Raw genomic sequence first — 24,399 nt, 5'->3', positions numbered from 1 at the left:
CAGGTACAGATATTGTAACACGCTTATAGAAGGCTGTAGTAACATGGCTTTACATCGTCTTTCTATCGTGTAATTAACTACCGTGTATAGTTCCTAAATAAACCTTTCACATTCCAGCGGCGTCAGCCTGCGGATCAGCTTGCCGATGCGGACAGGATGCACATTGTTCAGCGAGTATCCTCCGTCCGTTTTGGACTGAAGTGTACCGCTCAGGTCGCCGTTTTCAACACCATTTCTGCAGTCAATCCCGGCGACGTCCATTTCGCACACAAGGTCGGTCGAGTCCTTATACTGCCGGGCGCTCTGCGTACTGACCACATCGTTGGACACATATTCATCACTCCGCTGCTGGGAGAAAACACAATGCCGGTCCGCAGTGTTCAGCGTGTAGCTGATATCCGCCTGGAAGCCCATGCCGTTGCCGCCATTGTGATCCTGACGGTCGATAATGTTTCCGGCAATGCAATAGGTTTCAGCTTCCTGTGAAACGAGCGGCACGTTGTTGCCGCCGGTACCATACCGGGCAGACATAGTCGGAGCCACCTCATGGGGACCTGTATAGCGGGAGTCGATGCCGTGATTTTCAAACAAAACCGGCTGATTATTTCCGCTGGTACCCGCCGCCGATGTGATAGTCGGGCACAGGTTTTCGCAGATTTCAGCGCCGCCTTGCTGGCTGCCCAGCACGAGCGGAGGGTGACCGTCCATCTGAGCACGAAGTGTCGCCGTTATATTTTCCGTCACGTCCATACGGTCGCCGCCCTGATCGTTCAGGCACAGAATGCTTGGCACCATATTGGAGCCGCTCTCCGACGCCTTCAGGGTCGGAGAGCATTCCTCCTGATAACCGATTCCTCCGGCTTTTTCTCCCTGACCAGCCGAGAAGCCGGCGGCGATAAAGGTCTGCTGCTTCATGCCCGGCTGGGCTTGGATTGCACCGGACACAGCATGCAGATCCCGTACCTCATCCCGCTGATTGCAGGCGAAGGCGATAGGACCGGTATCCGTTATTCTGTCAGCCGGACTCCCGCCTGGATCTCCAGCGCCTGCTTCAGAACAGGAGGCAGCTCCTTGCCGCGTTTCTTCGCCCGGCGCAGAATGCCCAAACATGCTGTCCTGCTTAAATAATATTTGTGGTGCGGTGTGACCTCCAAAATCTGCGACAAGATAGATTCTTTTGCGCCTTTGTGGGACGGACCAGTATTGAGCGTCATATACCCGCCAAGCAAGTGAGAATTGATCTCCCAATATGGCCCCAGCAGGCTTCCATACCCCTCCCGGAGGTCGAGGTACAGATACGTTGCCGTCAGCAATTCTGCAGATTTCCTCCAGCACCGCGCGGAAGTCCTCTCCGTCTGCGGAGGAGAAAGCTCCGGGGACGTTCTCCCAGACCATATATCTGGGTCTAAGTCGAACAGGGTCAGCTGTTCGTTTTGCTCTTGCGTCATGTTCTCTCAACTCCTTTATGACACGAATCTGCTCCATGAACAGGCCGGAGCGCTCACCCTGAAGTCCAGCGCGTTTTCCTGCGACCGATAAATCCTGACATGGCGAGCCCCCGCAGACCACGTCCACTGGGGCAAGCTCCGAACCTTTTAATTTTGTAATATCGCCTACAGGGAGCATATCCGGAAACCGTATTTTCGTTACCTCAATGGGAAACGGCTCGATCTCGCTGGCCCACACAGGGGTGAACCCCTGCCGGACGCCTGCCAGCGGAAATCCGCCGATCCCGTCAAACAGGCTTCCGAGGAACAGCGATATGGTTATAATATCAGCTTCATACCGGGTGAAGGCGCTTCCTCCGGCAAGAATGCTCTTTCCATAGAATCGTATAACTTCATGTGACGTCCTCCTTGTATTAGCTCTGCCGATATGTTTCTGATGGGTATACCAAGCCGCTCGGCTTCCGCGATTTCGCAGTTCATACCGTGGCTGATACTCGATCCGCATATCCACAACTCATCGCAGGATGCCAGTACCCGCAGCCCCATCCGGATGCCTATTTCACGTTGGGCGGGTATGCTGTCATCCAGTATCTGCGGGTACATCAGGTGGACGGCGACAGGAGCGCAGCCCTGCTCCGCGGCATAACGGCAGGCGGCTTTGGCGAACCGGACATTGCTTTCTATGTCCCCGGCATAAGGGGAACAGATATATACCTGTTTCATTTCGCGGCCACCGCCTTTACCACGGTTCTCGTGATGTTTACCGCGGTCTGAGCCGTGTAGACCGCGCTCATGAGGTTGGCTTTGGTGCTGGTGTCCAGCCCAAAGGCTCCCGCGATACGGGGAACTTCTCCGGCAGACAGCATCAGACCAAGCCCTAGCAGGGCGTGATCCTTAAGCACCATGAGCCCTGCGATGAGGATGGTGGACTGCAGGAAGGCTGTCAGGCACAGGCCGACGATCTGCTTGCACCAGCTGACAAACCCGTCAAGGTATCCGCGCGGAACAGAGAACATATACAGGCTGCCTACGGCGATCTGGATGAGCAGAATGCCGCCGCGCTTTAAGTTTGCGAAAAAGACCTTGATCACCGCGTAGCCCATGAGGATGAGAATGAAGATCAGCATAAGGGGATTAGTGATCGCTCCCATGCCGCCGAACACTCCGGCATTTCCCGCGTTTTCAAGACTTCCCGCGGCACTCAGCTGTCCAATGATATTTGCGGCGACGGTATCGATGCCCGTTCCCAGGCCGGTGATTCCCGCCGTGAGGCTGCTCTGCAGGGAGATGGATAATTTGTATAGCTCCACCGGCACAACGGAGAACAGGCTGACAGCCATAAAGCCCTTGATTGCGTTTATGGCTGTATCCTTGATGCTGCCCCTGCCGGACTGGTACTCGATGCCGCACTCAAAGGCCGAGACTACCAGCCCTGTGCCGTAGAGCGCCCAAGCCAGATAAACAAAGAACAGGACGATGGACTGCACCCAGGTCATATCAAACAGGTCGGCGCCCATATTTCCCATAGCCGAGAAAAAATTACCGAGGAAGCCGATGATCTGGCCGTAGATCCAATCAACGATCTGGCCGAGGACGGTGTCGGCGACAAAATCCCATATGAACACGGGACGTCACCTCCTTTCGGATAAAAAAATACGGGAGCCTGTCATTTCACAAGCTCCCGAAAAAATTTGCTTACATGCCGCGCATTGTCAGGCCGTTTTCGCTCTGGCCGGTCTGTTCCAGCTTCGGTTCACGGTATACATCAAGGTAATCGTTGATAGCCTCGGATATCTGAGCATAGTCCGCTTTTGTCGGTTGATAAACATACCATTCGGTTCTGTCCCCATACCTCCATATGTACGGGGTGACGCCTTCCCTGAAGTTCGGATTGCTGACCGTTTTCCTGCCAAGCAGGTCGGAAAAGCGCAGCGTGACAGCGTCCACCGGCCCGTCGGTTCGGTTGATAACGGTTGCCTTGATTGCCTCGTAATGGTCCGACGTGCCCGTCGTGACGAACTCGACTCTCACGCGGAGGCTGTCGGAGAGCTTTCCGAAGAAAGCTCTGCCGATAAACCTTTTATCAGAGATAGCCGGGTCGTTTCCGAACAGCTTGCGAAGCTCCTGTTCAAAGTAATTCATATTTCGCACCTCCTACATTCCAAGGATCTGCCAGATGTATAGCGGCGCAGTCAAGGTGAATACTAGGCAAGCGAACAGAATCGCCGGCGCCGATAGTGATAGGTAATCCCTTGAGGTTATCGCAGGATTTTCCCCCACTCCACACCGTACGTGAGAGTTTCCCCTCATACGGCGTTCCATCGTTAAGGTTTTTAAAGTAATTCACACAATTTACATGTAGCTTTTAACCGTTACTGTAAAATTTCGCTTAGATTAAGAAGATTTCGTAGCTTGTTTATCTTTGCAAGTTGCTTTTTGTCCAGTTTGAGCGAAGCAAGGTATTTGTTGATGGTTTCCTCTTTCGTTGCGTGAATAAGAATATGTACATCAACATCAATCAATGTGAGATTCGCATAGCTGTCATTGCCGCCAAAATGTTTTGCTGTTTTATGGTGACAATGAATCCTGTCAATTTCTAAATTCCTTCCTGTTACAGCACATTTTCCTTGCTGTGAACAGTACAGGGACAGCCTGTTATCGTTGTATTCTATGCTCATATCACGGATAGGATTTCGCATGAGGTGATGGAGAATTGCCACATTTACATTGGACAGCTTTTGATGTATTTCGGCTCGTCCCTCTGCTGTGTAGCTGTTTATGCTACGCTTCTTATCAATGGGATTTTTGTGCCGGACATAAGCAATCGGCAGTATGGGCGTTTCTCCAATAAACCGTATTTCCTTGCTTTTGCAATATTTAAGATAGACTGGACTGGTGATGGGTTTTGCGATTTTCTTCTTCATCTGTTGTTCGAGCTTGCCGTTGGCAGACGATTTGACTAAGAAGGCAATCTCACTGAAGTCACGGCTGACGTGCGTAGCAAAATGATAGTAATTGTGCCAGCCTATGACCAATGCATTGTATCTTAAAATGGTATTGCCTTTTGCGTCTATCTGCTTTAGTTCATTCACAGCGTTAACTGCCTTTTGCTTGATTTTGTCCTTTGCCTTATCAGAAATATGGGACTGTACAACGTATTTGCTCTGACCGCTTGATTTCTTGCCCTTCTTAACCGCTTTCATCTTGAACCCTAAAAACTCCGAATACTGCCTTTTTAAGTTGACAATTTTGGACTTTTCGGGGCTGATTTGAAGCCCCAATCTATCATGCAGCCAGTCTTTTACTGCTGCAAATATCTTTTGGGCATCACTTCGGTATCGACAAAATATCTTGAAGTCATCGGCGTACCGCACGATGTAACATTCCTTTAGACCAGTTTTCCTAAGTTCCGCATAAACATTGCTTTTATCCAGCGTTCCGTTTTTCAGCACCCTGCATTTATAGGGTACTTTTGTAGGTAGGGTTTCCCATTGGCTTGCCACCCACCAGTCCAATTCATTGAGGACGATGTTTGATAGCAGTGGCGAAATAATCCCGCCCTGCGGAGTGCCTTTGTCGGGGAACCCAATCCCTGCGATTTCCGCTTTCAACATGGCGGAGATGATAGACAATAGCTTTTTATCCTTAATACCCAACGTCCACATCTGTTTTAACAGTTTTCCATGGCTGACATTATCGAAAAATCCTTTGATGTCAATATCCACAACAAAGTGAAGATTTTGCCCCTGTATGAACTTATACGATTGAGAAATGGCATGTTCCGTACTTCTATTTGGACGAAAACCGTTGCTTCGCTTAAAGAATTTTGCTTCACAAATGGGTTCAAGAATTTGCAGAATACATTGCTGTATCAGCCTATCCATAATGGTTGGAATACCAAGCGGTCTTGTTTTGCCATTGCCCTTTGGTATTTCTACACGGCGTACTGGTTGCGGGAGGTAGTTACTTAGTCTTTTCTGTATATATGCTACAAGCTGAGGGCTTTCCCATTGCTGTAAGTGAGTTATCGTCTTTCTGTCCACTCCTGCGGTTTTGCTTCCGCTGTTCTTCTTAATGTTGCGGTAGGCAAGCAAAATATTTTCGGGACTACAAATCAGCTCTGTCAGATTTTTAAACTGACAACCCTTTTCACTGTCCGCATACAGCTTGTCTAAAACATCTTGAAAATCATAGTATTCAGCATTTCGCAGGGCAGACCGTTTTATCGGTTTAGCTCTTGTCAAAGTCAGCATTATCCTCTCTTTTGTGGGGATTTTGCTTTTCTTAGTCATACTCGAACCTTTGAGATTGTGTGTTTACTTGTTTCATTTCTTAACGACTCGAGCCCGTCCCTCCACGGCTTATTATCACCGCTTCACAGGTACCACGGCTCTACTTTCAGTTGGATAAATGCAGGTTATACACGTTTTGGATACAGCTTTCCCTGCAAACGCCTCATGGCGTTGTAATTCGCTCCGCGTTCCAACCTTTCCACGTTCCGATATTCCTATCATTCCATATCGCCCTTAGGTGTCCCTCTAAGCCTGTATGCTTGATACCGCCTGTAACGGTATAAGGTATTTCATAAATGGTATTTTACTTTACCTCACATACCCGCCATTCCTGGCGTATGCACATTTCTATGCACCATTCGTTTAGACTTTTTATATCGGGTTTTCGTCTGTGAGCCATTTTTCACATACTCACCATAGGCAATTTATTGACCTCCGGCATATAGGCAACACCATTCACCTCTGAACAGCTTTCGTGCAGGCATAATATTTCATCTGCTTACGGTTGCTCTCTGCCGACTTCACCGAGCTTCGTACATCACAGCTATTACATGCCGTTTTGCACGTCGGAGTATCAAGGTAGGCGTTTCGGGGCGTTACTCCTTCATTCCACCTATCGGAATATCAGTTCTCCTAAACTGAACATTTTCACGTTCTTAATTTAGTGCCCAACCTTTTCAGTTAGGAACGTGTCGCACCCCATTCAAACTGACCGTGCTTTCGGTAGTCGAAGTAGGCTGTGCCGAGCTTGGCAAAGAAAAATACGGCGAGGATCAGGTCGATTGCGGGAAATACCACCTTGTTCACCACGGTCTTGATCTGCCCGGAGGCGTCGTTCCAAGTGTTTTCAATTGCTCCGGCCACGTCGCCCGAAGGCGCGGCATAGGCAGTCGTGCAGAGCACGCAGCCCAGCAGCAGAACCACGAGGAGAACAGGCAGGATTCGATTAATTTTCATAGAATTACCACCTTTCAATATTGATTTTTGCAAAGAAAAAGACCACAAAGCTTTAGCCTTGCGGTCCCATTTCTTTTTTCTGGTGTTTATGGCTTTACCGGCACGACCGGCATCCAGATAGGAGTGTAAGATTTAAGTACTCTCTTGACATATTTTCCTTTCAGAGCGTTACTATTACCACGGGGGTTTTCCCGAACGAAAAACGTCATAGCAGACTGGTGTGCTAACGACACACCAGCCCTGCGAAAGGTGAACCAACCACCCCGCGCAACCGTAAACGGCACTATGACGCTTCCATATTACCATTTTTCATGGTGTTTTACAATAAGTTTAGGCGTATGCAAGGGGTCATGGCGGCTGAGCCGCTCGCCTTAGTGTACGCTTTTTTGCCTATTGGGGAACCTCCCGACTAAATAAGAAAGGTCGGGAGAAAACATGAACATTTTTGAAAACGAGTCCGGTTTTCTTGGAGATGCCTCGGTGAAAAATCTAAAAAATTCGTTTATTGAATTCATCAAACAGGCAGCCGAGATTCGGACAAAGCTGGGAAAACAGGGATATCTGCTGGACAAGTATCTATCCTATCTTTTTGAGACGTCGAACGAGATACTGGCCTATGAGGCTGCATCGGAAGGTTTTGAGACCGGAGGAATCCTAAATGGCTTATGCTCCGGAATACTCAGTGGCGATCCCAAAAACACAGACCACCCATTTTTCAATGAAGTCAAAACGTACATCGAAGCACATCCGTTGAAATCTCAGGAACGTGCCACCAAGGTTTCTATATATTGCTCCGTTCTTTTTGAACGCTGTCTTGGTAGCATGAGCGAGGAATATTACGGGCGAATTGAGTCGAATGCACATGATGTCTTAGATGTCAGTGATTTTCGTAAGCTATATGACCGAATTGTTGAGGTGCTTGGAGATGAGGAAGCAATGAAGAACCTGAACCTGCTGTTCCGCCAGCGGTTTCTGATTGTTACTGCAATGGCGGCTTTTCTTCAAGGGATTACCAACGATCTTCTGTACTCGCTCACTTATCGGGACAGGGAAAGCTCCAAGCAGATTTTTCAACTGTTACTAGACGAGCCTTCTCTGATATCTGAGGGGGAGTAAAAAGCACCGTAAAAATTATGAAGAGCTGCTCTTCGAAATCTTCAAAGAACAGCTCTTTATTTTTATGATTCTTTTGCTCATGGCTTTACCGGTGCGATGTGCCAGTCATCCCAAAGGCTTCCCCGGATAGTCACCGAGTCGGTGAGGTTAACACTGAGCATTCCTGCGGGCGTCCAGCAGTCGGCGAGCCAGGTGTACGGCGTGTAGCTTCCATCCGGGAACCATATGGGGGTGAAATGCGTCCGGCGTTTGTAAGTCGAGTATTTATTTGACGCGAACTCAAATTTAGAACTGTACCCCCGGCTTGTTCTTTCCAGCAGCCGCCAATACGTTTTATACTGGTATTCAGGGAAATAGGTTACCGCGTTCTGCGCTTCGGTTACCGCTGAAGATTGGTTTGTGCTGACATTTGCAGTGACTGTTTGATTAATTCCATAACCGCTTTTCATCAATTTTCCGGATGCTGTTGGAGCTTTTGCATCCGGAACGACGCTCATGGAAGATGAAAGGCTTGCATTGTAAGCGTACCAGTCGAATTCCCACCAGCCATGGTCACACCAGTATCCATCTTCTTCAGTTCCATGCCATACCCAATAGGCATGCCACCTTGGATGCCACACGCCCCAGGAGGACGAGGTTTTCTGCGGCTTATTGGGTACGGAGGTACTGGAGTAGGAATTGTTGCGATCATCAGCCACCGGATTGGGTGGATCGTTTCCGGAAAGGTCCACGATCTTTGCAGTGATGGTTCCTTGACTTGCTGATCCGCCGCCCGATACCGATACATGAATATTCATGGTCTGTGGAGTGGACGGAGTTGTCCAGCGGACCCACACCAGCTGGCTATCGCCCTCTGGATAATACACACCGCTTACGGTATATGTCTGACCGCCGATTGTAAATCTCACCGTGACGGGATGATCCGGATCTGCCTGACCGCCTCTCACAGTCACCGAAGTGATGACTTCCGTATTGATCCGGTACTCATAATCGTAAGTAGTGACTTCCAGAGGCTCCGGCGCTGCTTCATTGAAGCGCACAATGCCAAGTCCAAGGGAGGAAATAATATCGGTGTTTGATGCAGCGGTAGTCGTAGATCCGTCCCATGCCGGATAACCAAGATCCGGGGTTTCAAGAAACATTGCCAATGGTAGGTTTTTATGGCTAAGCGAAACCATCTTGCTCCGCAGACCACCATTCAGTTGTTGGTCAAAAAGCGCGGCCTCGGTGGCGGTCATAGCCATTTTGACTCCCTGAAATGTCATATAGGCGATGGGTTCCAGAAGAATTTTATATTGACCGTTTATGAGCACTTCATAATCCATACCAGTAACATCGGATATACGCATTAAAGTGTATTCAGAACAGAAATATCTTTTAATTTCATCAATATCTGCTTGTCCACTACCGGAGCTTATAATGCGTGGCATGGCTATGCCTGGGGTGTTGTAAGTATAACCATTCATATGTGGCGTAAGTGATGTTCCACTGTTGTATTGTAGCTTGCTGACTTTTCCGAAATGAGCTGTTGTACTGGAAGGCGCCTTATCTGTAAAATCTATTGGTGTGGTAACGACAGCCCGGTCACTTGCACGAACAACAGTGATTCTGACCCCTTCATCTCCGGGATTCCAGTAATTTTCGCCGTTGCCGTTCCCCATTCCACCACCACCATGGTCGATATTTCCGTCGCCCTCGGCATCAGCTGTAACGGGAAGAAAGAAAGAAAAAAGCAGCACCAGTATAAGAAAAACACTGAGACGATGTTTCATATGCTACCTCCTTAAAAAGCAAGAAGCACCGTTTTTTACGGTGCTTCTTGCTCTATATAAAGTTTGTTATAAATCAATCCATGTTTCCAACCGGTTTATTTATATCACCCTTACCATCCACTACTGTTCCGGTATTTGCTCCTTCATCATCGACCCATCCAAAACCAGGAAACCATATCTGCCCTTTATCATTTTTATCTCCTGCCTTTGGCGTAGACGTTTCCGGAGCCGGAGTTGGTACATTGTCATGTTCCACCGGAGTCACTGTGTCCACCTTTTGGCCATCGGGAGTTTTGGACTGATCGGTCTTTGCTTCTTGCGACGGTTCCGGAGGCTTTGTAACCTCTGCCTGAATGCTCTGATCGGTGCCGGTAGAATCACCGGTGTCTGTTGAGGTTGCAGGAGTCACAGTCGAATCAATTGGCTGAGCGTTTACCTGTGTATTGGTTGAATCTGTGGAAGGAGTGCTGGGAGTGACCGCATCCATTGCCGTTGATGAAGGCTGAACGGACACTTCTTTGGGTTCCTCCGTTTTAAACTGCGAGGCTATAACTATAACAAGGACTACACATACCACGCCGAGCCCGGCGATGGTAAGCCATTTCTTTGTTCTGTCAGTAATCTTCATAGATTTTACCCCCTTTTCAAAGGTTGCTGGTTTGGTCCTTTCAACCACACCATACTACAAAATTTTCCATAAGTCTACGATTATTTTAGTTTCATTAAAATAGCGGCATATATTTTGCCTGCACCTTGAGGTTAATCGTCATAGGAGGCAGGCTTTTGCCCCCAAAGTATACAGGAACCTCTAATCGTATAATCGCATCCGCCAGAAACCCCTTGGAATTATCAGGATTCGCTGGGGCTAATGGCATGTTTTTGAGGGAAACGGAAAGACCCGACAAGCGGAACTCCACCGCGTTTCCGGCATATTTCACATGGTATCCGTTTTCACGTCTCAGCCCCAGCAGTTGATCCAGCCTGCTGTACATATCGCCGTAGTCCAGGCTTTCCGAAAAGTTCTCTGCAGAGGGCTGATAGGCTCCGCTGTAGCCCTCCCGTACTCCGTGATATACATCGTCATAGCTGTCGTTTACTGTCGAGATAACGGCTGACTGTACCGCGTCGCGAACACCTTGGGCAATGATTACCAGCCGGATGTATTCAGATATGCCGACAAATATAATCACAAGAGCCAAGGTCACCGCAACTATGAGCGGGAAGGACGTGCCTTTTTTGTTTCTAATTATATCACATATTTTACCAGTTGTCATTTCCAGTACACCTCACTTTTGCCTGACGCCTGCGCCTTCAGGGTAACGGGAAAGCTCCCGAAGCCGCCGAACAGGCCAAGATCCGCCTGCATGGTGACTGTAACGGTAAATTCCTCATTGAGCTGGAGCCTTCCGGTTTTTGACCATGATATATTAGGGGAAAGCCCTGTCTTTTCCGAGAGAACCTGCGCCCGGAGTGTTGTTTCGCTGCCGATGCGCCCGGCGATTTCCGCTTCCCGGCACAGCTCGGCGGCATAGGTATCCAATTGGTTCTTGGTCACAAACACCGGCAAAACGCTGACCGCCAAGGCGATGACCAGCATCACGCACAGCACCAGCACTGCCACATCGATATACCCCTCGCCACGCCGGGACCGGAGATGCTTCAGCATAGGCGCACCTCCTGTTCGGGCGGACGGAAGGCTTCGTCCAGCATATAATTCTGCTCGGCATCCCCCTTGTCCGCAATATTCCACAGGACATGGCTCATTTCCTCATCGTGTGAAACATTCTGTTCATTCAGCCATTGATCCCGCACAACCTCCAGCGGATTTTCAAACCGCAGTAGATATTCCATGTGGTCAATAGAATAGCCGCCGCTATAGAGCTCATTGTAAACAAGTGAATTGGCAGCAATCTCCTGTGCGCGGCCGACCAGCACTGAGGGTGAACACTGCATCAGTTCCTTATGATAGGCGTCGTTGTTTTTATCCAGCTTTTCACGCAGCGCCTCCAAAATTTCATTGTTTGTCATTTGGCATACCTCCTTAGAACATATTGCCGAGAGAATTGAGAATCTCCAAGGCGATGATAGCCAGATAGGTAAGCAGGAAGCACATCAGCATTACAAAGGAAAACACCCTGATTTTCGGAGGAATCTTCTGAGCCTGCCCTTTGAGACGCTGAAGTTCCAGAGCTTTAAAGTCATGCGCCAGCATCTGAAAATACACGGCACTGTCATCGCCCCGCAGGACACCGATCAGCCCCCTGACCACATCGGAAAGCATCGGGGAGTTGAGCCTTGCTTCAAACCTGGTTAGTGACGCCTCATAGCTGGAGGAGCGCATATCCGCAGTCAGCACGTCCAGTTCCAGAACAAAAGCGGGGCCGGCGTTTTTCTTGTAGTTTTCCATCATTGCCAGCACATCACGGCTGGTCTTGAGAGTTTGCTCAATTGTTGCAACAAACCGGGGCAGCTCTCCTTCGATTTGATCCCGTTTCGCCTTCAGCTGCTCATCCGCTTTCCGGATTTCTTTGAAATAGGATAATACGGCAAGAATAATCAGCACCGGCGAGAGCAGCGGGAGCAGAATCAGGCATGGAATCACTCCAAGCAGGATAGCTCCGGCTTTAGTAATTGCGTAGGCGGAGTACACCTCCGGGGTCATGGATATCCCCGCCGCCTTGAGGATATTGGCCATCCTGCTGTACTTATACTCATCCATGCGGATATATTTTGAGAGTTTTACCGCACCGGACATGAGCCAGGCTTCCACCGTTTTGGCTGCTTTTTTACTCTCTCTCCCCGCACCCAGCATGGCCTTAGCGGTTTTCATGGTCGGCAGCTTCAGCACATCTGCCAAAATGAAATACAGTCCCACAGCAAGAAGGATTCCGGTAAAAACTAATTGTGTCATCATCTCCGTCACCTCCTGTACTCAATGGGCTTAGTCAGCTTAATGACAAACGCCGTCGAGATAAAAATCGCCGCCGCACAGACCGCCAGGATGGCCTGTCCCACCGCGGTATGCATCAAAGTGTGATACCAGTCCTTATTGAGAAAATACATGACCGGCACATTCCCAACGACCAGCAGAGCCATGATGATGAATTCCTTGCGGGGTTCGAACACCAGATATTCCAGCTCCGCATTAACGATGCGCATGTCACTTAGCTTGCTGACAATCGGGGTCAGCGTGGTTTTCAGTCCGCGGTCATACTGACAGGCGGCAATGGCATCGCACCATTCACGAAACACATCGTTGTCAATTTTGGGCTTCATGGCATGGAGCGCCGTGTCAATATCCGGATTAATGAGCTTTACCCTTGTCAGAAATTCCGCGAACACGCTTCGTACAGGAGGATTGAGATATTGAACGCTTTCCTCCACCGCCGTGAGGATATCCTCGTTTCTAAGATAAGCTGTGGTAATGATGGACAGGGCCGTTTCCAGTTCCGCGGCGATGTTCTTTTTGTAATGGGTTGCCGTAAGCCGGATATACCAGAAAGGAATAAACATCATACCTACAGCCAGCACAGGAACAAGGAACATATTGCCAATCAGAATAGCTAGACTGGCGCCCGCAGCAAAGAACAGAAGAGACGCCGCGCAGACGAGAGAAAAGCGGCTGCTACGTCCGGTGATTGTGAGAATCTCCTGCACTTCTGCAATTTCCCGGCGAAGGAAGGATGTTTTTTTACGACGGGTAGCCTCGTTGATTTCTGCCCGGATGCTTTTGTTTTTACGAGTCAGGAACCCAAACAGGCCGCCGGTAAATTCCAGAGGCGAGAGTCTCATCAGCAGAAAGGCGCCGGTGATAAGACCGGCACATGCAATTAAAAGAATTGCGGTCATCGTATGGCACCTCCCATAGATAGGATTTGTTTTAATGTATCCTGGGGCATACCATTTTCAAGAAAGCGCTTCTGCAGACTCTGGGAAATCTCCTGTACTGCACTGTGCTGGCCGCTCACGATGAATTTTCCATCCTCTACACGGTTTTCAGTGATTTTGAATTGGAACAGGCTCCGGTAGTTTCTACTGCCATCCGGCAGAATTTCGCATTCCATAATCTCCATCAGCTTGCGTTGTTTGTTTTCCAACTGCTTTGCAAAAACCACTATGGGGAATGCCTCTGTTACCAGATCCATGAGAGTGTTGTCCGCCATGTCATATTTCCGTTTGCACAAGGTAACCATGCGGCGCCATGTGGCTTCGCAGCTATTGGAGTGGATGGTGGTCAGCACCGTGTGACCGGTTCTGGCGGACTCCTGGGCGGCATAGGCTTCCGGTCCGCGCATCTCTCCAACGCAGATGATTTCCGGATTAAAACGCAACGCCATGTCCAGCAGGATGTCCTGATCAATGTTCTGTTTCTCGTTTTCACTCATGCGGGTCAGCGTGTGGATGACACTGTTACAGACCATTCCATCATCTTGCCGTACCAGCGCCAGTTCGCGCGAACCATTTTCAATGGTAAAAATACGCTTGTTATCCGGTATGGTGGTCAGCAGCCAGCCTGCCAAAGTGGTTTTCCCGGAGCTGGTCGCGCCTGCCACACAGATGGAGATGCCGTATCGCAGGCATTCCGACAGAAAACCCAGCATCGGCTCGGTGGCGGTCCCACCGCGGATAAAGTCATCCTTCCTCATGCTTTGCGGATTCACGATACGAATGGAAGCTGCTACGCCTACATCCTCATCCACCAGCGGAGTTTTCAGCACAGCGATGCGGATATTTTTACTCAAATGTCCCAGGATTGCCGGGCTGGCGTTGTCCAGCACCATTCCTGACACATGGAGCATACGGCGCACCACGTTGATGGCATGTTCCGGACTGTCAAAGTGTTCATCCAACTTCTTGGTGATGCCGCTGCTGTATTGTACCTCGACGTCATTCCAGGCATTGACGTCTATTTCCTCAATACCGGCGCCGAAAATGTATTTAGTCAGAAACGAAAACTCCGCCATTTCGGTATACAGGGCATCCACCAGCTGCGTCTGTGTCATACCTGCAACAGCGATGCGGTAATCCTGTACATATTTGGTGATGTACCGTTTGACCTGCGCCTTCACTTCTTCTGTTCCTCCACTGGTGATCAGCGTCGCGTATTTACTGGAGATGTACTCCTGCACTTCATGCAAGACCGGGCCAAATTCCCTTGCGACCCCATCAGATGAAAAAAACAGGCTTTGGTTACCTGTCATGCTGATGGTAGGTGACTTTTCACCTTTTTCCTTTGAGGTGCCATCCAGTACCGGCGCCAAATGCATCGGTATATTGGCGGCGTACCGCCTGCGGTTCTTCTTACTCATACGCCAAACACCTCCTTTGAAATCTTTGCGATCTCAGTACGAAAGCTCCGGCTGTCTTTGAGAGCCAGTTCTCCCAGCGTGTTTCCTGCAAGGGCCAGGTTTTCAAGCTCATCCGAGTGCGGCAGCTTGAAAGAGACAGACCCGAGCACCTGCTCGATATGCTCTCCAGCCTGATTGGATTTGATGTTGGAGGCCACCTTATACTGCTTATCCGCATCCCATTTCTGATCCTTGAGGAGCGGCAATTGCGACGACAGGTAGCTGATGGACTTGAGATCGCAGTTGACCAGTCTCAGCACCGTGTCTGCTTCCAGCAGGGAAACCGCCGACAGGATGTCGTTGGCGATGGAGCTGCCGCAGTCAATGATGATGTATGGAGCGACGTCCCGCAGATGATCAATGAGCTCGGCCGCCAGCTTCTGGGTATACGGCGGATAGGTGAACACATTCTCGCCCTTGAGCATGCCGATCATTGTGAGATAGCTCAATTTTTTATGGGTAACACAGTTTTGCTTGATCAGCGTATCGTTGATATGGGTTGCTGCGAGGATGCTTCCGAGGGATCTCTCGCATTCCAGCTCTGCAGGTGGGCAGATGCAGGGCAGCATTGGGGTGGTCATATCGCATAACAGCAGCACAACGTTGTGTTTGTGGTCCGCCAGATACCTGGCAAGGCGTACACTGACCGTGGTTTTTCCGCTGCCTGGGCTGCCCCATACCGCCAGCACCTGCACATCCTGTTCCGGTTCCTCCTGCATTGATTCTAATTGCTTTCGGGAGAAGATGCTCCCTTTCATGAAGTTGAGCAAATTACTCACCTCCGGCTTCCGGAACAGTATTTTCAGTCTCCGTGACTGTATTGTGCGGAGGGGATTGTGCTTGTACATTAGTTGTTTGTGCAGCGGGAACTGGATACAGTGCTTGGATCACCTTATCCTGAAGCTCAATAAATTTGGCGGCGTTCTCCTTGGCGCCTCTGTAAACAAGGGAAAGATGAAGCTTGCCGTCCGCATCCAGCTCCGCAAGGATCTTTGCCTGCTCCGGAGATGCCAAAAGCGTCACGGTGGCAGGAAGTTGTTTTTCATCCTCGTTCTTGTCTGTATCCTCATCCCCGGAAGACTGCTCTGAATCAGTGTCATAACCTGTACTGGCCGTTACGCCGATGACCTCGACATAGGTCAGCTCCGGAGGGATTACAGTAGATCCCTGTTTCCTATAATCGGGAGCGATGACAGACACGATGTCGCCGGAAATCAGCTTGCCGGACAGACCCTGGGCGAAGCTTTTGATGCTTACGGAAATAGCTTCCTTATTACCGTTCAAGCTGTATAAATAGGCGTTCTCCGCGGCGGGGACATCGGTCAGCTTGGTGGAAATAATATAGTCACCGGGAGACAGATCCGCAATGGTATACTTGCCGATGACCGAATCAGCCTGCTTCATTATGTTTTCAGGTAGGTTGTAACCGCCCACCTCCACGGTCTGCACCATATCCTTGGTGATCTGATCGCCGCACTTTATATCCTTTACTACCCGGACTATGGATGTTTTCTGCGATACAGTCTGGTTGAACAGCGGAGTCAGGGCAAAACAAATAAGCAAAGACAGCACAATGCAGATGACGCCCAACACTGTGCGGTTTTTAAGAAAACTCATAGGGTGTTCCTCCTTAAATTAAGAAATATGCTGCAAGGCAGCCGAGAGAAAGAAAAGGCGCGAGAGGGTATGCCTTTGGAGCATTCCTCCCGCGCAGCCTTTGGATCAGTGTATAGATTGCATGGAATACCAGCATGGCTGTTAAACCCATAATTATGGCGGCCATGCTCTTTTGTAGGCCCAGCACCAGCCCCGCAGCCGCCATAAGCTTGATATCCCCGCCGCCTATGCCATCCCAGATCAGGGCGGCGAGCAGAAACGGTATGGCGGCAAAAATACCGAGCAGTCTAATTGGTTCAAATATGAACAATCCTGTCAGGGCGATGAACACACAAATGGTGTCGGGGATGATCCTTTTTTTAAGATCCCAAAGGGAGGCTGCAGACAAAAGGGCAATAAAAAAACCGCCCTGCAAGAGAAGCGGCATATCAGTTTCCAAAGTTGAACATGTCAATAATACGCTGTTTCAAGGTCGGCAGGACAGTTTCACCAAACAGTGCGTACAGGCCGGCAAGGACGAGGGCACCGATGACCACTGCCATTAAAATTTTAATGGCGGTATCCACAAAGCCCTCCCCTCGCTGGGAGCAGAGTAATGATTTTGTCATCAGGTACTTTAATGTCAGCTGAGCCTTAACTTTTTTCAAGGTGAAGGAAAACTTTCTCTTCATTGTGTACAGGAATTTTTTCATTATGATTTACCTCCAATATGTTTGTTTTAGTGGTCGAGTAACAAAGATCGCAGGGCTTATAGTCCCGCCATCTGCATACCGGCGCTCTGCTCCGGTGCCTGTTCCAAAGACGGTTTATCCGCCGCCTTTTGCTGGTTTTGGCTCTGACTCTGGGTGAGGGCCTGATGGTAGGCGTCAATGACCGCATTGTTCAGCTGCTCCCGGAATTCCTTGGTAACCGGGAAGCAAATGTCCTTGTACTCGCCGTTTCCCGACTTGTAGCTGAGCATGGCAATGAACAGCCCCTTGGAGCTGTCCACCACCTTCACGTTGCGAATGGCGAAGCAGTCATTCAGGTTGATGGACGCGTAAGCCTTGATATTGCCTTCCGGACGGATGGAGCCGATCTTCACATCCACCTTCATGGGCAGAGGCTGCTCCGCGGCGGTTTGCGCAGATTCCTGCGGAGCTTTGGCGGTAGCTTGTGCTTTGCTCATGGATGTTTCCTCCTTTAAAATTTGTGAGTTAAAAAAACAGCCTTCCGGCTGTGATTGATGGTGTTACAGGCTCATCGTCGGTCCCTGGTACAACTCCTGCTCCTGTGGCTGAAAGGGGATTTCCTTAAATCCGAATCGGTCAACATAGTGGAAAGAGCTGCCGGAATCATCATACAGCTCCACCACATCCGACATGGAAAGGCTGTGTCCCTCATAGCCGAGCGGATGGTCAAGATTAAACTTAGCGAAGAGTTCCTCCAGATTATTGGTTTCCACCTCGCCGTCATAGACCACGCGGTAGTTGTCTGGGTCAGGTTCTCCGAAGTGCTCCAGCAGCTCGTCATACCCGATGAATTTCATCATTACATCCACATCAGGCTTGAGCTGATGGACCCTGCATTTTTTCAGAACCTGCAGGTTGCCTTCCGGATCGATCTTTCCCTCTGCCATCCGTGCAAATGTGCCGTTTCTCCACTCCAGCTCCAGTCCTTTTTTCTCTGTGAGATAGGACCGGAGTTCCTCGTTCTGAAACATCGGGTCAACAATGGCCCTGTCCTTTTCGATATAGCCGGCTGTATTGCCGTAGTAAAGGATGCGGTTGTTCTTAATCTGAATACCGTTCATAACACTTCCTCCTTTCCCGGCAGGACTGCCGGAGTATTACTGAAAATAGAAGGTGACAGAATAAGTGATATTGCTTTTGTTGTACATGCAATCGTGATTGGTATAATAGTAGAACTCAAGCTGGCTATAGAGTCCCGGTGATAATGAACGGCTGAAGGTAATACCGTTAGTGGTTGTGCCGTAGTCCAGCTGATCCCATTGTCCGGTCAATATGTTGTAGCCGCGGACACGTCCATAGTCCTGACCGCTGTGTCCATCGACAGGCGGCACTGTAAAGGTGTAATTGGTAATGGTCGCTCCCGCGATACCCTGTTCCAGAATGACGGACTCCGGACCGGTCAGTGTCATGCCGCCGCCGTGATTGGGGTCGGCGATAAAGAACACGATAGCCGCCCAGGGCGACTCGGCTCCGGTGGAATCCACAGCCTTCACGCGCACCACATTCTTACCGAGGGGATAGGCAGTGCTGGTCTGCGCCGGGCGTCCTTCCCATATATAGGTGATGGCATCGCCATCGGGGTCTGTGCTGGAGGCGGAAATGGTAATTGCCACACCGGGGGCAATGCTGTTACCGTCAGGAGTACGGGTAATCACCGGCGTTGTAGGCGCGGAGTTTGTTACTGTAAAGGTGATGCCCGTCCAGTCGGAATATAGCCCCCACGCGTCCTTTGCTCGAACCCACACGGTTTGGGTACCTACGGCATAGTAGCTGTCTGCTGTGTTGCCGGAGTATTCCAGGCTCACAGCATCGCCGTCCGGATCGCTGGCATAGGCTGAGAGGTTAACCAGCAGCTTGCTATCCTTTGCGGTTCGGGTTACCGACGCGCTTCCGGTCGGCTTATTCGGTGCATTGTTGGTGATGGTGATGTTCTGCGAATAGCTGAAGTTTCTGCCGGCGCTGTCGGTGGTGCTTGCAGTCAGGACATAGCTTCCGGTACTTTGGATAGCAATGGTTCCGCCGCTGTTTGAGAGGCTTCCGGTATAGCTGTCCGTGTTTCCGCCCTTGGTCAGCGACCAATTAAGAGTCCTGCCCTCCAGTCCGGATGTTCCCGGCAGGGAAACATAAAAGCCGGAGCCGATATGAGCGGAGGACGGAACCGTAAACGGGAAGCTGGCAATGGGTTTGACCGTTCCTGCATTGGAGGTGAAGTTGAATTTACGCCCGTTGGTATCGGTGACCACCGCCCGCAGCTTCACGGAAATGGTTTTATCCGTATAGAGCCGCAGAGTGCCGCCGCTGGTCCCAAGGGAGCCGGTTGCATATTCCGTGTAGGGCTTTGCCTCGCCGTTATCCACCGAAAGGAGCCAGTCAACGGATGCTCCGCTCAGCTCAGTACCGGAGGCAGTGACTGCCATAGACTCGCCGCTGTAGGTCAGCGATGGTACGCCAATGCTCATGGTTGGAATGGGGTACACCGTGAAGCTCTGACTTCCGGCAAAGGTTCGGCCGGTGGGGTCTGTCAGGGTGAGGATCAGTTCATACTGTCCTTTCGAAGGGAAGGTCAGGCTGCCCCCTGCTTTGGTCAGGGTCCCGGAGGCATATGCAGAATAAGGCTTCGCGCTGCTGCTTCCCTGAATAGCCGTCCAGTCTGCAGTAAGATTCTCCAAATCTGTGCCGCTGACGCTGACTGTTCCAGGTTCACCAGCGTACCAGTGCTGCTGGACGCTGAGTGAAACAGACGGGATGGGATAAACCGTGAAGCTCTGGCTTCTGGTAAAGGCACGGCCAGTGGGGTCCGTCATAGTGAGGATCAGCTCGTACTGTCCCTTCACCGGGAAGGTCAGGCTGCCGCCCTCTTTGGTCAGAGTCCCGGAGGCATAGGCTGAATAAGGCTTCACGTCGCTATTTCCCTGAATGACAGACCAGTCCGCAGTGAGGTTTTCCAGATCCGTGCCGCTGACGCTGACCGTTCCAGACTCGCCGGCGTGCCAGGTCTGCGATACGCTGAGTAAAATTGAAGGAATGGGATAGACCGTAATACACCGGCTTCTGGTAAAGGTTCGGCCGGTGGGGTCCGTCATAGTGAGGATCAGCTCGTACTGACCCTTTGCCGGGAAGGTCAGGCTGCCGCCTGTTTTAGTCAGAGTGCCGGAGGAGTAGATGTAATACGGCTGTGCGCCGCCATCACCCTGGATGATTGTCCAGCCCGCAGTGAGATTCTCCAAGTCCGTGCCGCTGACACTGACAGTTCCAGCATCTCCGGCATGCCAGGTATGCTGAACGCTGAGTGAAATTGACGGGATCGGATAGACCGTAGTGGATGCACTATAGGAGAACACCCTGCCAAGTGCGTCCGTCATGGAGGCCGTCAGGGTATAGCTTCCGACATCTTTAAACTGTATTTTTCCGCCGTAGGCGTTCAGCGTACCCCCCAAAGCATCGGAAATATCCACAGTCTCTCCGTCTTTGGTAAGCGACCATTCCACCGGCAGCACATTGTTGTTGCCGCGGGTCCGGAGATCAACAGTGCGGTCGGTGTGGGTCGATTCAGGAAACTCGAAGGAAATGTTCTGCACCGGCAGGACTTCGATCCTGCCGCCGTTTTCAAACAGAAATACCCGCCCGGTTTCATCTGTGATTCGGGCGATCAGCTCATAGGTACCGGCGTGCTTGAATCGGATGGAACCGCCGCTGTTTTCCAGAGTTCCATCGACATAAGTCGCAGAATCCTGGAATCCGAAGCCGTTCTCTAACAGCCATTCAACTTTTAGGCTGCCTAATTCCAAGATTTCTGGAATTACACTGACAATGGTATCGGTGTAGGCGGTTTCAGGCAGCTTGTAAGAAATGCTGGGAACAGGATAGACCTTAACCGGTGCTGTGTAGCTATACGTCCTGCCAGCAGGATCTGTAAAAGCTGCTTTCAGAACATATTCGCCTTTTTCTTTAAAGAAGATGGAGCCGCCCTCGTTAGTCAATTCCCCCAGGACCGCATCGGTTAAGGTGACAGCCTCTCCATCCTTGGTCAGCGACCATTGGATTGCGGCTTCTCCAAGGTTTTCGAAGCGGCTCTCCACGCGGACAGCCTTGTCTGTATGGGTGATTTCCGGCACATAGAAACCAATGGAACCTACCGGGTAGATGGTGATGGTTTTAGAGGTTTCAAAGATTCTGTCGGTTTCATCGGTGATCGCTCCGGTGAGCATATACACGCCTTTGTCCTTGAAGCGAATTTTCCCGCCGTCATTGGTCAGGGAACCTTCCAGTTCATCGGCAAGCACAGCAGTTTCACCGTTCTTGGTAAGGTTCCAAGCTACAGTAAGTCCGTCCGCTTCTGTCAGTGTTGTTGAAACCTCAAGAGTTGTATCCGTATGGGAGGCTGCTGGAAGCTCAAAAGCAATTCCAGCCACCGGATAGACTTTTGTTTTTTCTGTATGGATAAAGACTCGTCCGGTGTCATCCGTGATGGCAGCGGTAAGTGTATATTCGCCCTTTGCTTTGAACACAAAAGTGCCGCCTTCGCTCCCAAGCTCGCCGTTGAGAATGTCGGCCGGCTGAACGGTTTCCCCGTCTTTTGCTGCTGTCCATACAATGTCGTGTCCATAGAGTTTTTCCAGCTGGAAGGTGAGAGTAACCGATTTGTCCGTGTGAGTCGTTTCCGGAAGGTCAAAGCTCAGATCGATGACCGGATAGACTGTGATCTGTTTGGACAGCACAGTTTCTTTTCCAATTACATTCTTTGCCTTGGCGGTCAATGTGTATTGCCCATCCTGATTAAACCTGATAGTACCGCCCTCTAATCCGAGAGTACCGCTGACGGCATCTTTCAGTTCTACAGGATGTTGGGAGCCGTCCACATCAGTTTTGGTCAGCGACCACGAGAAGCTGCTCATGTATTTCCACACGGGCATCACTTTGATTTCCGTATCGGTATGTGCTATGGCGGGAAACTCAAACCGTACCTCCGCATCCGGATAATAATATGAGCCGCCTCCTGAACCGCCACCGGAGTTATTGCCAGGATTCGTTGGCGTGGGTGTTGGAGTCGGCTGCTCATCATCCGGATTCGTTGGCGTGGGTGTCGGCTGCTCCGGGGTCGGAGTTTGTGAAGGAGGCGTTGGAGTTGGTGTGACCGGTGGCGGTGTGGGGGTTTCCGGTGTAACCTTGTCGATCAGGTCATCGGCTTCTCCCTTGGTCACCGGATCATTAGGATGGATTTTGTTATCGTCCGTTTCTCCTATGATACCGTCCTCACGGCCGACAATGAGGTATCCTTTGTCCTCATCGTTAATGGCATCCTGATCCTCATAGCCGCTGTGTCCCTGCGTGTTTTTCGCTTCGTCATCCATTCCGCTGATCCGCACGAGCATCTTGATGATCTCAGCGCGGGTTATAGGGTCATCAGGATGGAAGCCGTCCGGATAATCAGCAGGGTCAATGATGTCGGCGTCGATGAGTGCCTCAATGTTTTTCTCCGACCAGTGGCCGTCGATGTCAGGAAAGCTGGGTGGGTCTTTCGCCGCGTTTGCGGTATCCAGCGGTATATCCCGCACCAGAATGGCGGCAAACTCACCGCGTGTGATGATTTCATCCTGCCGGATGAAGGCTTCCGGATGCAGGCGGTATGCCGTATAGATTCCGCCGCACACCAGAAGGATGAGAACAAGGGCGAGAATGCCGATGCGTTTTCCTTTTTGTTTCATGGGTTTTCAGTCCTTTCTTTTTGGTTTTAACAATGACAAGGCCGGAATCAGCAACCTGACCCCGGCTTTAAGTCCCTATAGGTTTCATAGCTTCATTTCCATTCTGCCTTGCTCCTGTTTTTCCTTTCGGTAGGCCTCCATGGTTTCCGGCAATGGATGGACGATCTGTCCCGCAATCATCTCAAATACACAGAAATCTTCACGGTCGCAGATCATCACCCTGTGCTGGTATTCCTTCTGCATCTCGATGTAATCTATCACCTCCTTGTCACTACATAGCCCTACACCGGAGGTGTAGCGTCCGTCCGGCAGAAAACAATAACCGCTGTACTGCGGTTCATTATTTTTCAGATCCAGTGAACCGTTTGGACGGATTTGCGAGAGCTGCAGCTGTGCATATTCAGGAAGGAGTTCAGGCTTTAGAATGCCAAGAATGTCATTCCTATTCCAGCGAAGTTTTTCTCCTTCCGCCAGGGATACTGTGAAGATGTAGCGGCCGATGGGATTCGGATTGCTGCCGTTTCCTCCTGTACAGAAGTACATCTGGTACTTCGCATTCCGGAATTCCTCCGGCAATGAGGACGGATGAAGTACAATAACCTTTCCGTTAATGGACATGTCATATCCGGTTTGCATGCAGTCCTCCTGAGTAAACAATGTCTTCTCACTCATGACGCCGCCCCTTTCTCTGCTCGATAAGTTCGAGCAATCTGGCTGCAAGTGTGATTTGTGTATCTTCTGGCATCTCGCGGATGGCGGCATGGACAAAGGCTTCCACCGCCTCTGGCGACTGGTCGCCTACCTCAATGAGATCCACCTTCTTTGCAGTGACGACGCCCTGATGGATATTCAGCTTCACAATATCTCCGTAATCCATGCCGGAAGCTGCTCGAAGCTCCTTGGGAATCAGGACGCGGCCCTTGCCGTCAATGATTTTATAAATGGGTTTAGCTTTCATATAAAATATCCGTCCTTTCTCATAACCTCCCGAACTGTGCCGGGGTCGATGCCAAGCTCGCCGAAGAGCTCACGGAGCTCGTCAGGCAGGTTGTCCAGAACATCCGATTCCATAATGACAATGGCTCCGGCTGTGCAGACGATCTCCAGATCACTGTCCGCCGGAATCTCCGCCGCTTGTAGAAGATCGTTAGTCAGAGTCAGGTCGCCTTCCTCATCGTCCTCCCGCCAGCCGGTCAGCTGCACCGCAACTTCCACGCCCTGTGGCGTAATGACAAGCTGCGGGCATATGTTTTCTGTTTCTTCCTGCCCCACAGCGAGAGTGACACGCAACTCGTCGCCGGGCTTCAATCCCACCGTGCCAAGCGCCTCGCCCGGCAGGATAATGCTGCCTTGTTTGTCTACGAATGTACGCATTTCAATCAGTTTCATAATATTGACCCTCCTAATAGATTT

24 protein-coding genes and 2 pseudogenes are annotated in these 24,399 nt (G+C 50.5%); 1 reads left to right on the top strand and 25 read right to left on the bottom strand.

The genetic code is table 11. The features are described 5' to 3' along the window. Positions 1 to 93 precede the first annotated feature (93 nt). The 7 genes and pseudogenes from LPY66_RS01185 to LPY66_RS01155 all read right to left on the bottom strand — a co-directional run. Positions 94 to 1,770 (bottom strand): DNA cytosine methyltransferase, encoded by a 1,677-nt coding sequence (locus tag LPY66_RS01185; RefSeq protein ID WP_337988172.1) that lies wholly within the window; start codon positions 1,768 to 1,770, stop codon positions 94 to 96. Then, a complete protein-coding gene (locus tag LPY66_RS01180; RefSeq protein ID WP_337986324.1) occupies positions 1,767 to 2,171 on the bottom strand; it encodes a DUF7768 domain-containing protein in 405 nt (134 codons plus the stop codon). The genes LPY66_RS01185 and LPY66_RS01180 overlap by 4 nt, the downstream gene beginning before the upstream one ends. Then, positions 2,168 to 3,073: a conjugal transfer protein TrbL family protein gene (locus tag LPY66_RS01175; protein WP_337986323.1), complete on the bottom strand. Its 906-nt coding sequence runs from the start codon at positions 3,071 to 3,073 to the stop codon at positions 2,168 to 2,170. Before LPY66_RS01175 ends, LPY66_RS01180 begins: the two co-directional genes overlap by 4 nt. Positions 3,074 to 3,143: 70 nt before the next feature. Next, positions 3,144 to 3,479, bottom strand: a complete 336-nt coding sequence (locus LPY66_RS01170; RefSeq protein WP_337986322.1) for a hypothetical protein — start codon at positions 3,477 to 3,479, stop codon at positions 3,144 to 3,146. A gap of 123 nt (positions 3,480 to 3,602) precedes the next feature. Further along, a pseudogene (locus LPY66_RS01165) lies at positions 3,603 to 3,683 on the bottom strand (DUF3852 family protein); the annotation flags it as partial. 137 nt (positions 3,684 to 3,820) lie between these two features. Beyond that, positions 3,821 to 5,701 (bottom strand): group II intron reverse transcriptase/maturase, encoded by a 1,881-nt coding sequence (gene ltrA / locus LPY66_RS01160; RefSeq protein WP_337986321.1) that lies wholly within the window; start codon positions 5,699 to 5,701, stop codon positions 3,821 to 3,823. A gap of 732 nt (positions 5,702 to 6,433) precedes the next feature. Next, a pseudogene (locus LPY66_RS01155) lies at positions 6,434 to 6,697 on the bottom strand (DUF3852 domain-containing protein); the annotation flags it as partial. A gap of 435 nt (positions 6,698 to 7,132) precedes the next feature. Here LPY66_RS01155 and LPY66_RS01150 point away from each other — a divergent pair. Further along, complete coding sequence (locus LPY66_RS01150; protein WP_337986320.1) at positions 7,133 to 7,813, top strand: hypothetical protein; 681 nt, start codon at positions 7,133 to 7,135, stop codon at positions 7,811 to 7,813. 77 nt (positions 7,814 to 7,890) lie between these two features. On the opposite strand, the gene LPY66_RS01145 is transcribed toward LPY66_RS01150, so the two are convergent. The 18 genes from LPY66_RS01145 to LPY66_RS01060 all read right to left on the bottom strand — a co-directional run bounded on the left by LPY66_RS01145 (position 7,891) and on the right by LPY66_RS01060 (position 24,375). Further along, a complete protein-coding gene (locus LPY66_RS01145) occupies positions 7,891 to 9,585 on the bottom strand; it encodes a hypothetical protein (RefSeq protein WP_337986319.1) in 1,695 nt (564 codons plus the stop codon). A gap of 73 nt (positions 9,586 to 9,658) precedes the next feature. Then, positions 9,659 to 10,213: a DUF6550 family protein gene (locus LPY66_RS01140; protein ID WP_337986318.1), complete on the bottom strand. Its 555-nt coding sequence runs from the start codon at positions 10,211 to 10,213 to the stop codon at positions 9,659 to 9,661. A 94-nt stretch (positions 10,214 to 10,307) separates the two neighbouring features. Continuing rightward, a complete protein-coding gene (locus LPY66_RS01135) occupies positions 10,308 to 10,859 on the bottom strand; it encodes a hypothetical protein (protein WP_337986317.1) in 552 nt (183 codons plus the stop codon). After that, positions 10,856 to 11,251 carry a DUF4320 family protein gene (locus LPY66_RS01130; protein WP_337986316.1) on the bottom strand — a complete coding sequence of 132 codons (396 nt, stop codon included), beginning with the start codon at positions 11,249 to 11,251 and terminating at the stop codon, positions 10,856 to 10,858. The genes LPY66_RS01135 and LPY66_RS01130 overlap by 4 nt, the downstream gene beginning before the upstream one ends. Beyond that, positions 11,245 to 11,613, bottom strand: a complete 369-nt coding sequence (locus tag LPY66_RS01125) for a DUF3848 domain-containing protein (protein ID WP_337986315.1) — start codon at positions 11,611 to 11,613, stop codon at positions 11,245 to 11,247. Before LPY66_RS01125 ends, LPY66_RS01130 begins: the two co-directional genes overlap by 7 nt. A 13-nt stretch (positions 11,614 to 11,626) precedes the next feature. Next, positions 11,627 to 12,496, bottom strand: a complete 870-nt coding sequence (locus LPY66_RS01120) for a secretion protein F (RefSeq protein WP_337988171.1) — start codon at positions 12,494 to 12,496, stop codon at positions 11,627 to 11,629. An 8-nt stretch (positions 12,497 to 12,504) separates the two neighbouring features. Beyond that, positions 12,505 to 13,434, bottom strand: a complete 930-nt coding sequence (locus tag LPY66_RS01115) for a type II secretion system F family protein (RefSeq protein WP_337986314.1) — start codon at positions 13,432 to 13,434, stop codon at positions 12,505 to 12,507. After that, the gene (locus LPY66_RS01110; protein ID WP_443112511.1) at positions 13,431 to 14,786 is read right to left on the bottom strand and encodes a type II/IV secretion system ATPase subunit; all 1,356 of its coding nucleotides are present in this window, start codon (positions 14,784 to 14,786) and stop codon (positions 13,431 to 13,433) included. The genes LPY66_RS01115 and LPY66_RS01110 overlap by 4 nt, the downstream gene beginning before the upstream one ends. A gap of 104 nt (positions 14,787 to 14,890) precedes the next feature. Continuing rightward, on the bottom strand, positions 14,891 to 15,703 hold the full coding sequence (locus LPY66_RS01105; RefSeq protein ID WP_015262186.1) for an AAA family ATPase: 813 nt from the start codon (positions 15,701 to 15,703) through the stop codon (positions 14,891 to 14,893). Between the two features lies 1 nt (position 15,704). Beyond that, on the bottom strand, positions 15,705 to 16,550 hold the full coding sequence (gene cpaB / locus LPY66_RS01100) for a Flp pilus assembly protein CpaB (RefSeq protein WP_337986313.1): 846 nt from the start codon (positions 16,548 to 16,550) through the stop codon (positions 15,705 to 15,707). A gap of 13 nt (positions 16,551 to 16,563) precedes the next feature. Continuing rightward, on the bottom strand, positions 16,564 to 16,977 hold the full coding sequence (locus tag LPY66_RS01095; RefSeq protein ID WP_337988169.1) for a prepilin peptidase: 414 nt from the start codon (positions 16,975 to 16,977) through the stop codon (positions 16,564 to 16,566). 1 nt (position 16,978) lies between these two features. Beyond that, positions 16,979 to 17,242 (bottom strand): DUF6133 family protein, encoded by a 264-nt coding sequence (locus LPY66_RS01090; RefSeq protein WP_337986312.1) that lies wholly within the window; start codon positions 17,240 to 17,242, stop codon positions 16,979 to 16,981. Positions 17,243 to 17,298: 56 nt separating this feature from the next. After that, positions 17,299 to 17,718: a SpoVG family protein gene (locus LPY66_RS01085; RefSeq protein WP_337986311.1), complete on the bottom strand. Its 420-nt coding sequence runs from the start codon at positions 17,716 to 17,718 to the stop codon at positions 17,299 to 17,301. Positions 17,719 to 17,781: 63 nt separating this feature from the next. Further along, positions 17,782 to 18,342 carry a YodL domain-containing protein gene (locus LPY66_RS01080; RefSeq protein WP_015262181.1) on the bottom strand — a complete coding sequence of 187 codons (561 nt, stop codon included), beginning with the start codon at positions 18,340 to 18,342 and terminating at the stop codon, positions 17,782 to 17,784. Positions 18,343 to 18,378: 36 nt separating this feature from the next. After that, positions 18,379 to 22,986 carry an S-layer homology domain-containing protein gene (locus LPY66_RS01075; protein WP_337986310.1) on the bottom strand — a complete coding sequence of 1,536 codons (4,608 nt, stop codon included), beginning with the start codon at positions 22,984 to 22,986 and terminating at the stop codon, positions 18,379 to 18,381. 84 nt (positions 22,987 to 23,070) lie between these two features. After that, positions 23,071 to 23,658, bottom strand: a complete 588-nt coding sequence (locus tag LPY66_RS01070) for a hypothetical protein (RefSeq protein ID WP_337986309.1) — start codon at positions 23,656 to 23,658, stop codon at positions 23,071 to 23,073. Then, complete coding sequence (locus LPY66_RS01065) at positions 23,651 to 23,944, bottom strand: AbrB family transcriptional regulator (protein ID WP_337986308.1); 294 nt, start codon at positions 23,942 to 23,944, stop codon at positions 23,651 to 23,653. The genes LPY66_RS01070 and LPY66_RS01065 overlap by 8 nt, the downstream gene beginning before the upstream one ends. Then, positions 23,941 to 24,375 carry a hypothetical protein gene (locus LPY66_RS01060; protein WP_337986307.1) on the bottom strand — a complete coding sequence of 145 codons (435 nt, stop codon included), beginning with the start codon at positions 24,373 to 24,375 and terminating at the stop codon, positions 23,941 to 23,943. Before LPY66_RS01060 ends, LPY66_RS01065 begins: the two co-directional genes overlap by 4 nt. Positions 24,376 to 24,399 lie beyond the last annotated feature (24 nt).

The sequence above is a fragment of the Dehalobacter sp. DCM genome (assembly GCF_024972775.1).
Classification (GTDB): Bacteria; Bacillota; Desulfitobacteriia; order Desulfitobacteriales; family Syntrophobotulaceae; genus Dehalobacter.
Note: the sequence above shows the minus strand (reverse complement) of the source record. Positions and strands in the feature narration are given on the sequence as shown.

Coding starts and splice junctions, on each gene's coding strand:
- LPY66_RS01150 (WP_337986320.1), top strand. CDS start 7,133: ATGAACATTTTTGAAAACGAGTCCGGTTTTCTTGGAGATGCCTCGGTG.
- LPY66_RS01090 (WP_337986312.1), bottom strand. CDS start 17,242: ATGAAAAAATTCCTGTACACAATGAAGAGAAAGTTTTCCTTCACCTTG.
- LPY66_RS01110 (WP_443112511.1), bottom strand. CDS start 14,786: ATGACAGGTAACCAAAGCCTGTTTTTTTCATCTGATGGGGTCGCAAGG.
- LPY66_RS01070 (WP_337986309.1), bottom strand. CDS start 23,658: ATGAGTGAGAAGACATTGTTTACTCAGGAGGACTGCATGCAAACCGGA.
- cpaB (WP_337986313.1), bottom strand. CDS start 16,550: ATGAGTTTTCTTAAAAACCGCACAGTGTTGGGCGTCATCTGCATTGTG.
- LPY66_RS01140 (WP_337986318.1), bottom strand. CDS start 10,213: ATGAAGATTACTGACAGAACAAAGAAATGGCTTACCATCGCCGGGCTC.
- LPY66_RS01095 (WP_337988169.1), bottom strand. CDS start 16,977: ATGCCGCTTCTCTTGCAGGGCGGTTTTTTTATTGCCCTTTTGTCTGCA.
- LPY66_RS01135 (WP_337986317.1), bottom strand. CDS start 10,859: ATGACAACTGGTAAAATATGTGATATAATTAGAAACAAAAAAGGCACG.
- LPY66_RS01060 (WP_337986307.1), bottom strand. CDS start 24,375: ATGAAACTGATTGAAATGCGTACATTCGTAGACAAACAAGGCAGCATT.
- ltrA (WP_337986321.1), bottom strand. CDS start 5,701: ATGCTGACTTTGACAAGAGCTAAACCGATAAAACGGTCTGCCCTGCGA.
- LPY66_RS01180 (WP_337986324.1), bottom strand. CDS start 2,171: ATGAAACAGGTATATATCTGTTCCCCTTATGCCGGGGACATAGAAAGC.
- LPY66_RS01120 (WP_337988171.1), bottom strand. CDS start 12,496: ATGACACAATTAGTTTTTACCGGAATCCTTCTTGCTGTGGGACTGTAT.
- LPY66_RS01125 (WP_337986315.1), bottom strand. CDS start 11,613: ATGACAAACAATGAAATTTTGGAGGCGCTGCGTGAAAAGCTGGATAAA.
- LPY66_RS01085 (WP_337986311.1), bottom strand. CDS start 17,718: ATGAGCAAAGCACAAGCTACCGCCAAAGCTCCGCAGGAATCTGCGCAA.
- LPY66_RS01115 (WP_337986314.1), bottom strand. CDS start 13,434: ATGACCGCAATTCTTTTAATTGCATGTGCCGGTCTTATCACCGGCGCC.
- LPY66_RS01080 (WP_015262181.1), bottom strand. CDS start 18,342: ATGAACGGTATTCAGATTAAGAACAACCGCATCCTTTACTACGGCAAT.
- LPY66_RS01145 (WP_337986319.1), bottom strand. CDS start 9,585: ATGAAACATCGTCTCAGTGTTTTTCTTATACTGGTGCTGCTTTTTTCT.
- LPY66_RS01130 (WP_337986316.1), bottom strand. CDS start 11,251: ATGCTGAAGCATCTCCGGTCCCGGCGTGGCGAGGGGTATATCGATGTG.
- LPY66_RS01075 (WP_337986310.1), bottom strand. CDS start 22,986: ATGAAACAAAAAGGAAAACGCATCGGCATTCTCGCCCTTGTTCTCATC.
- LPY66_RS01065 (WP_337986308.1), bottom strand. CDS start 23,944: ATGAAAGCTAAACCCATTTATAAAATCATTGACGGCAAGGGCCGCGTC.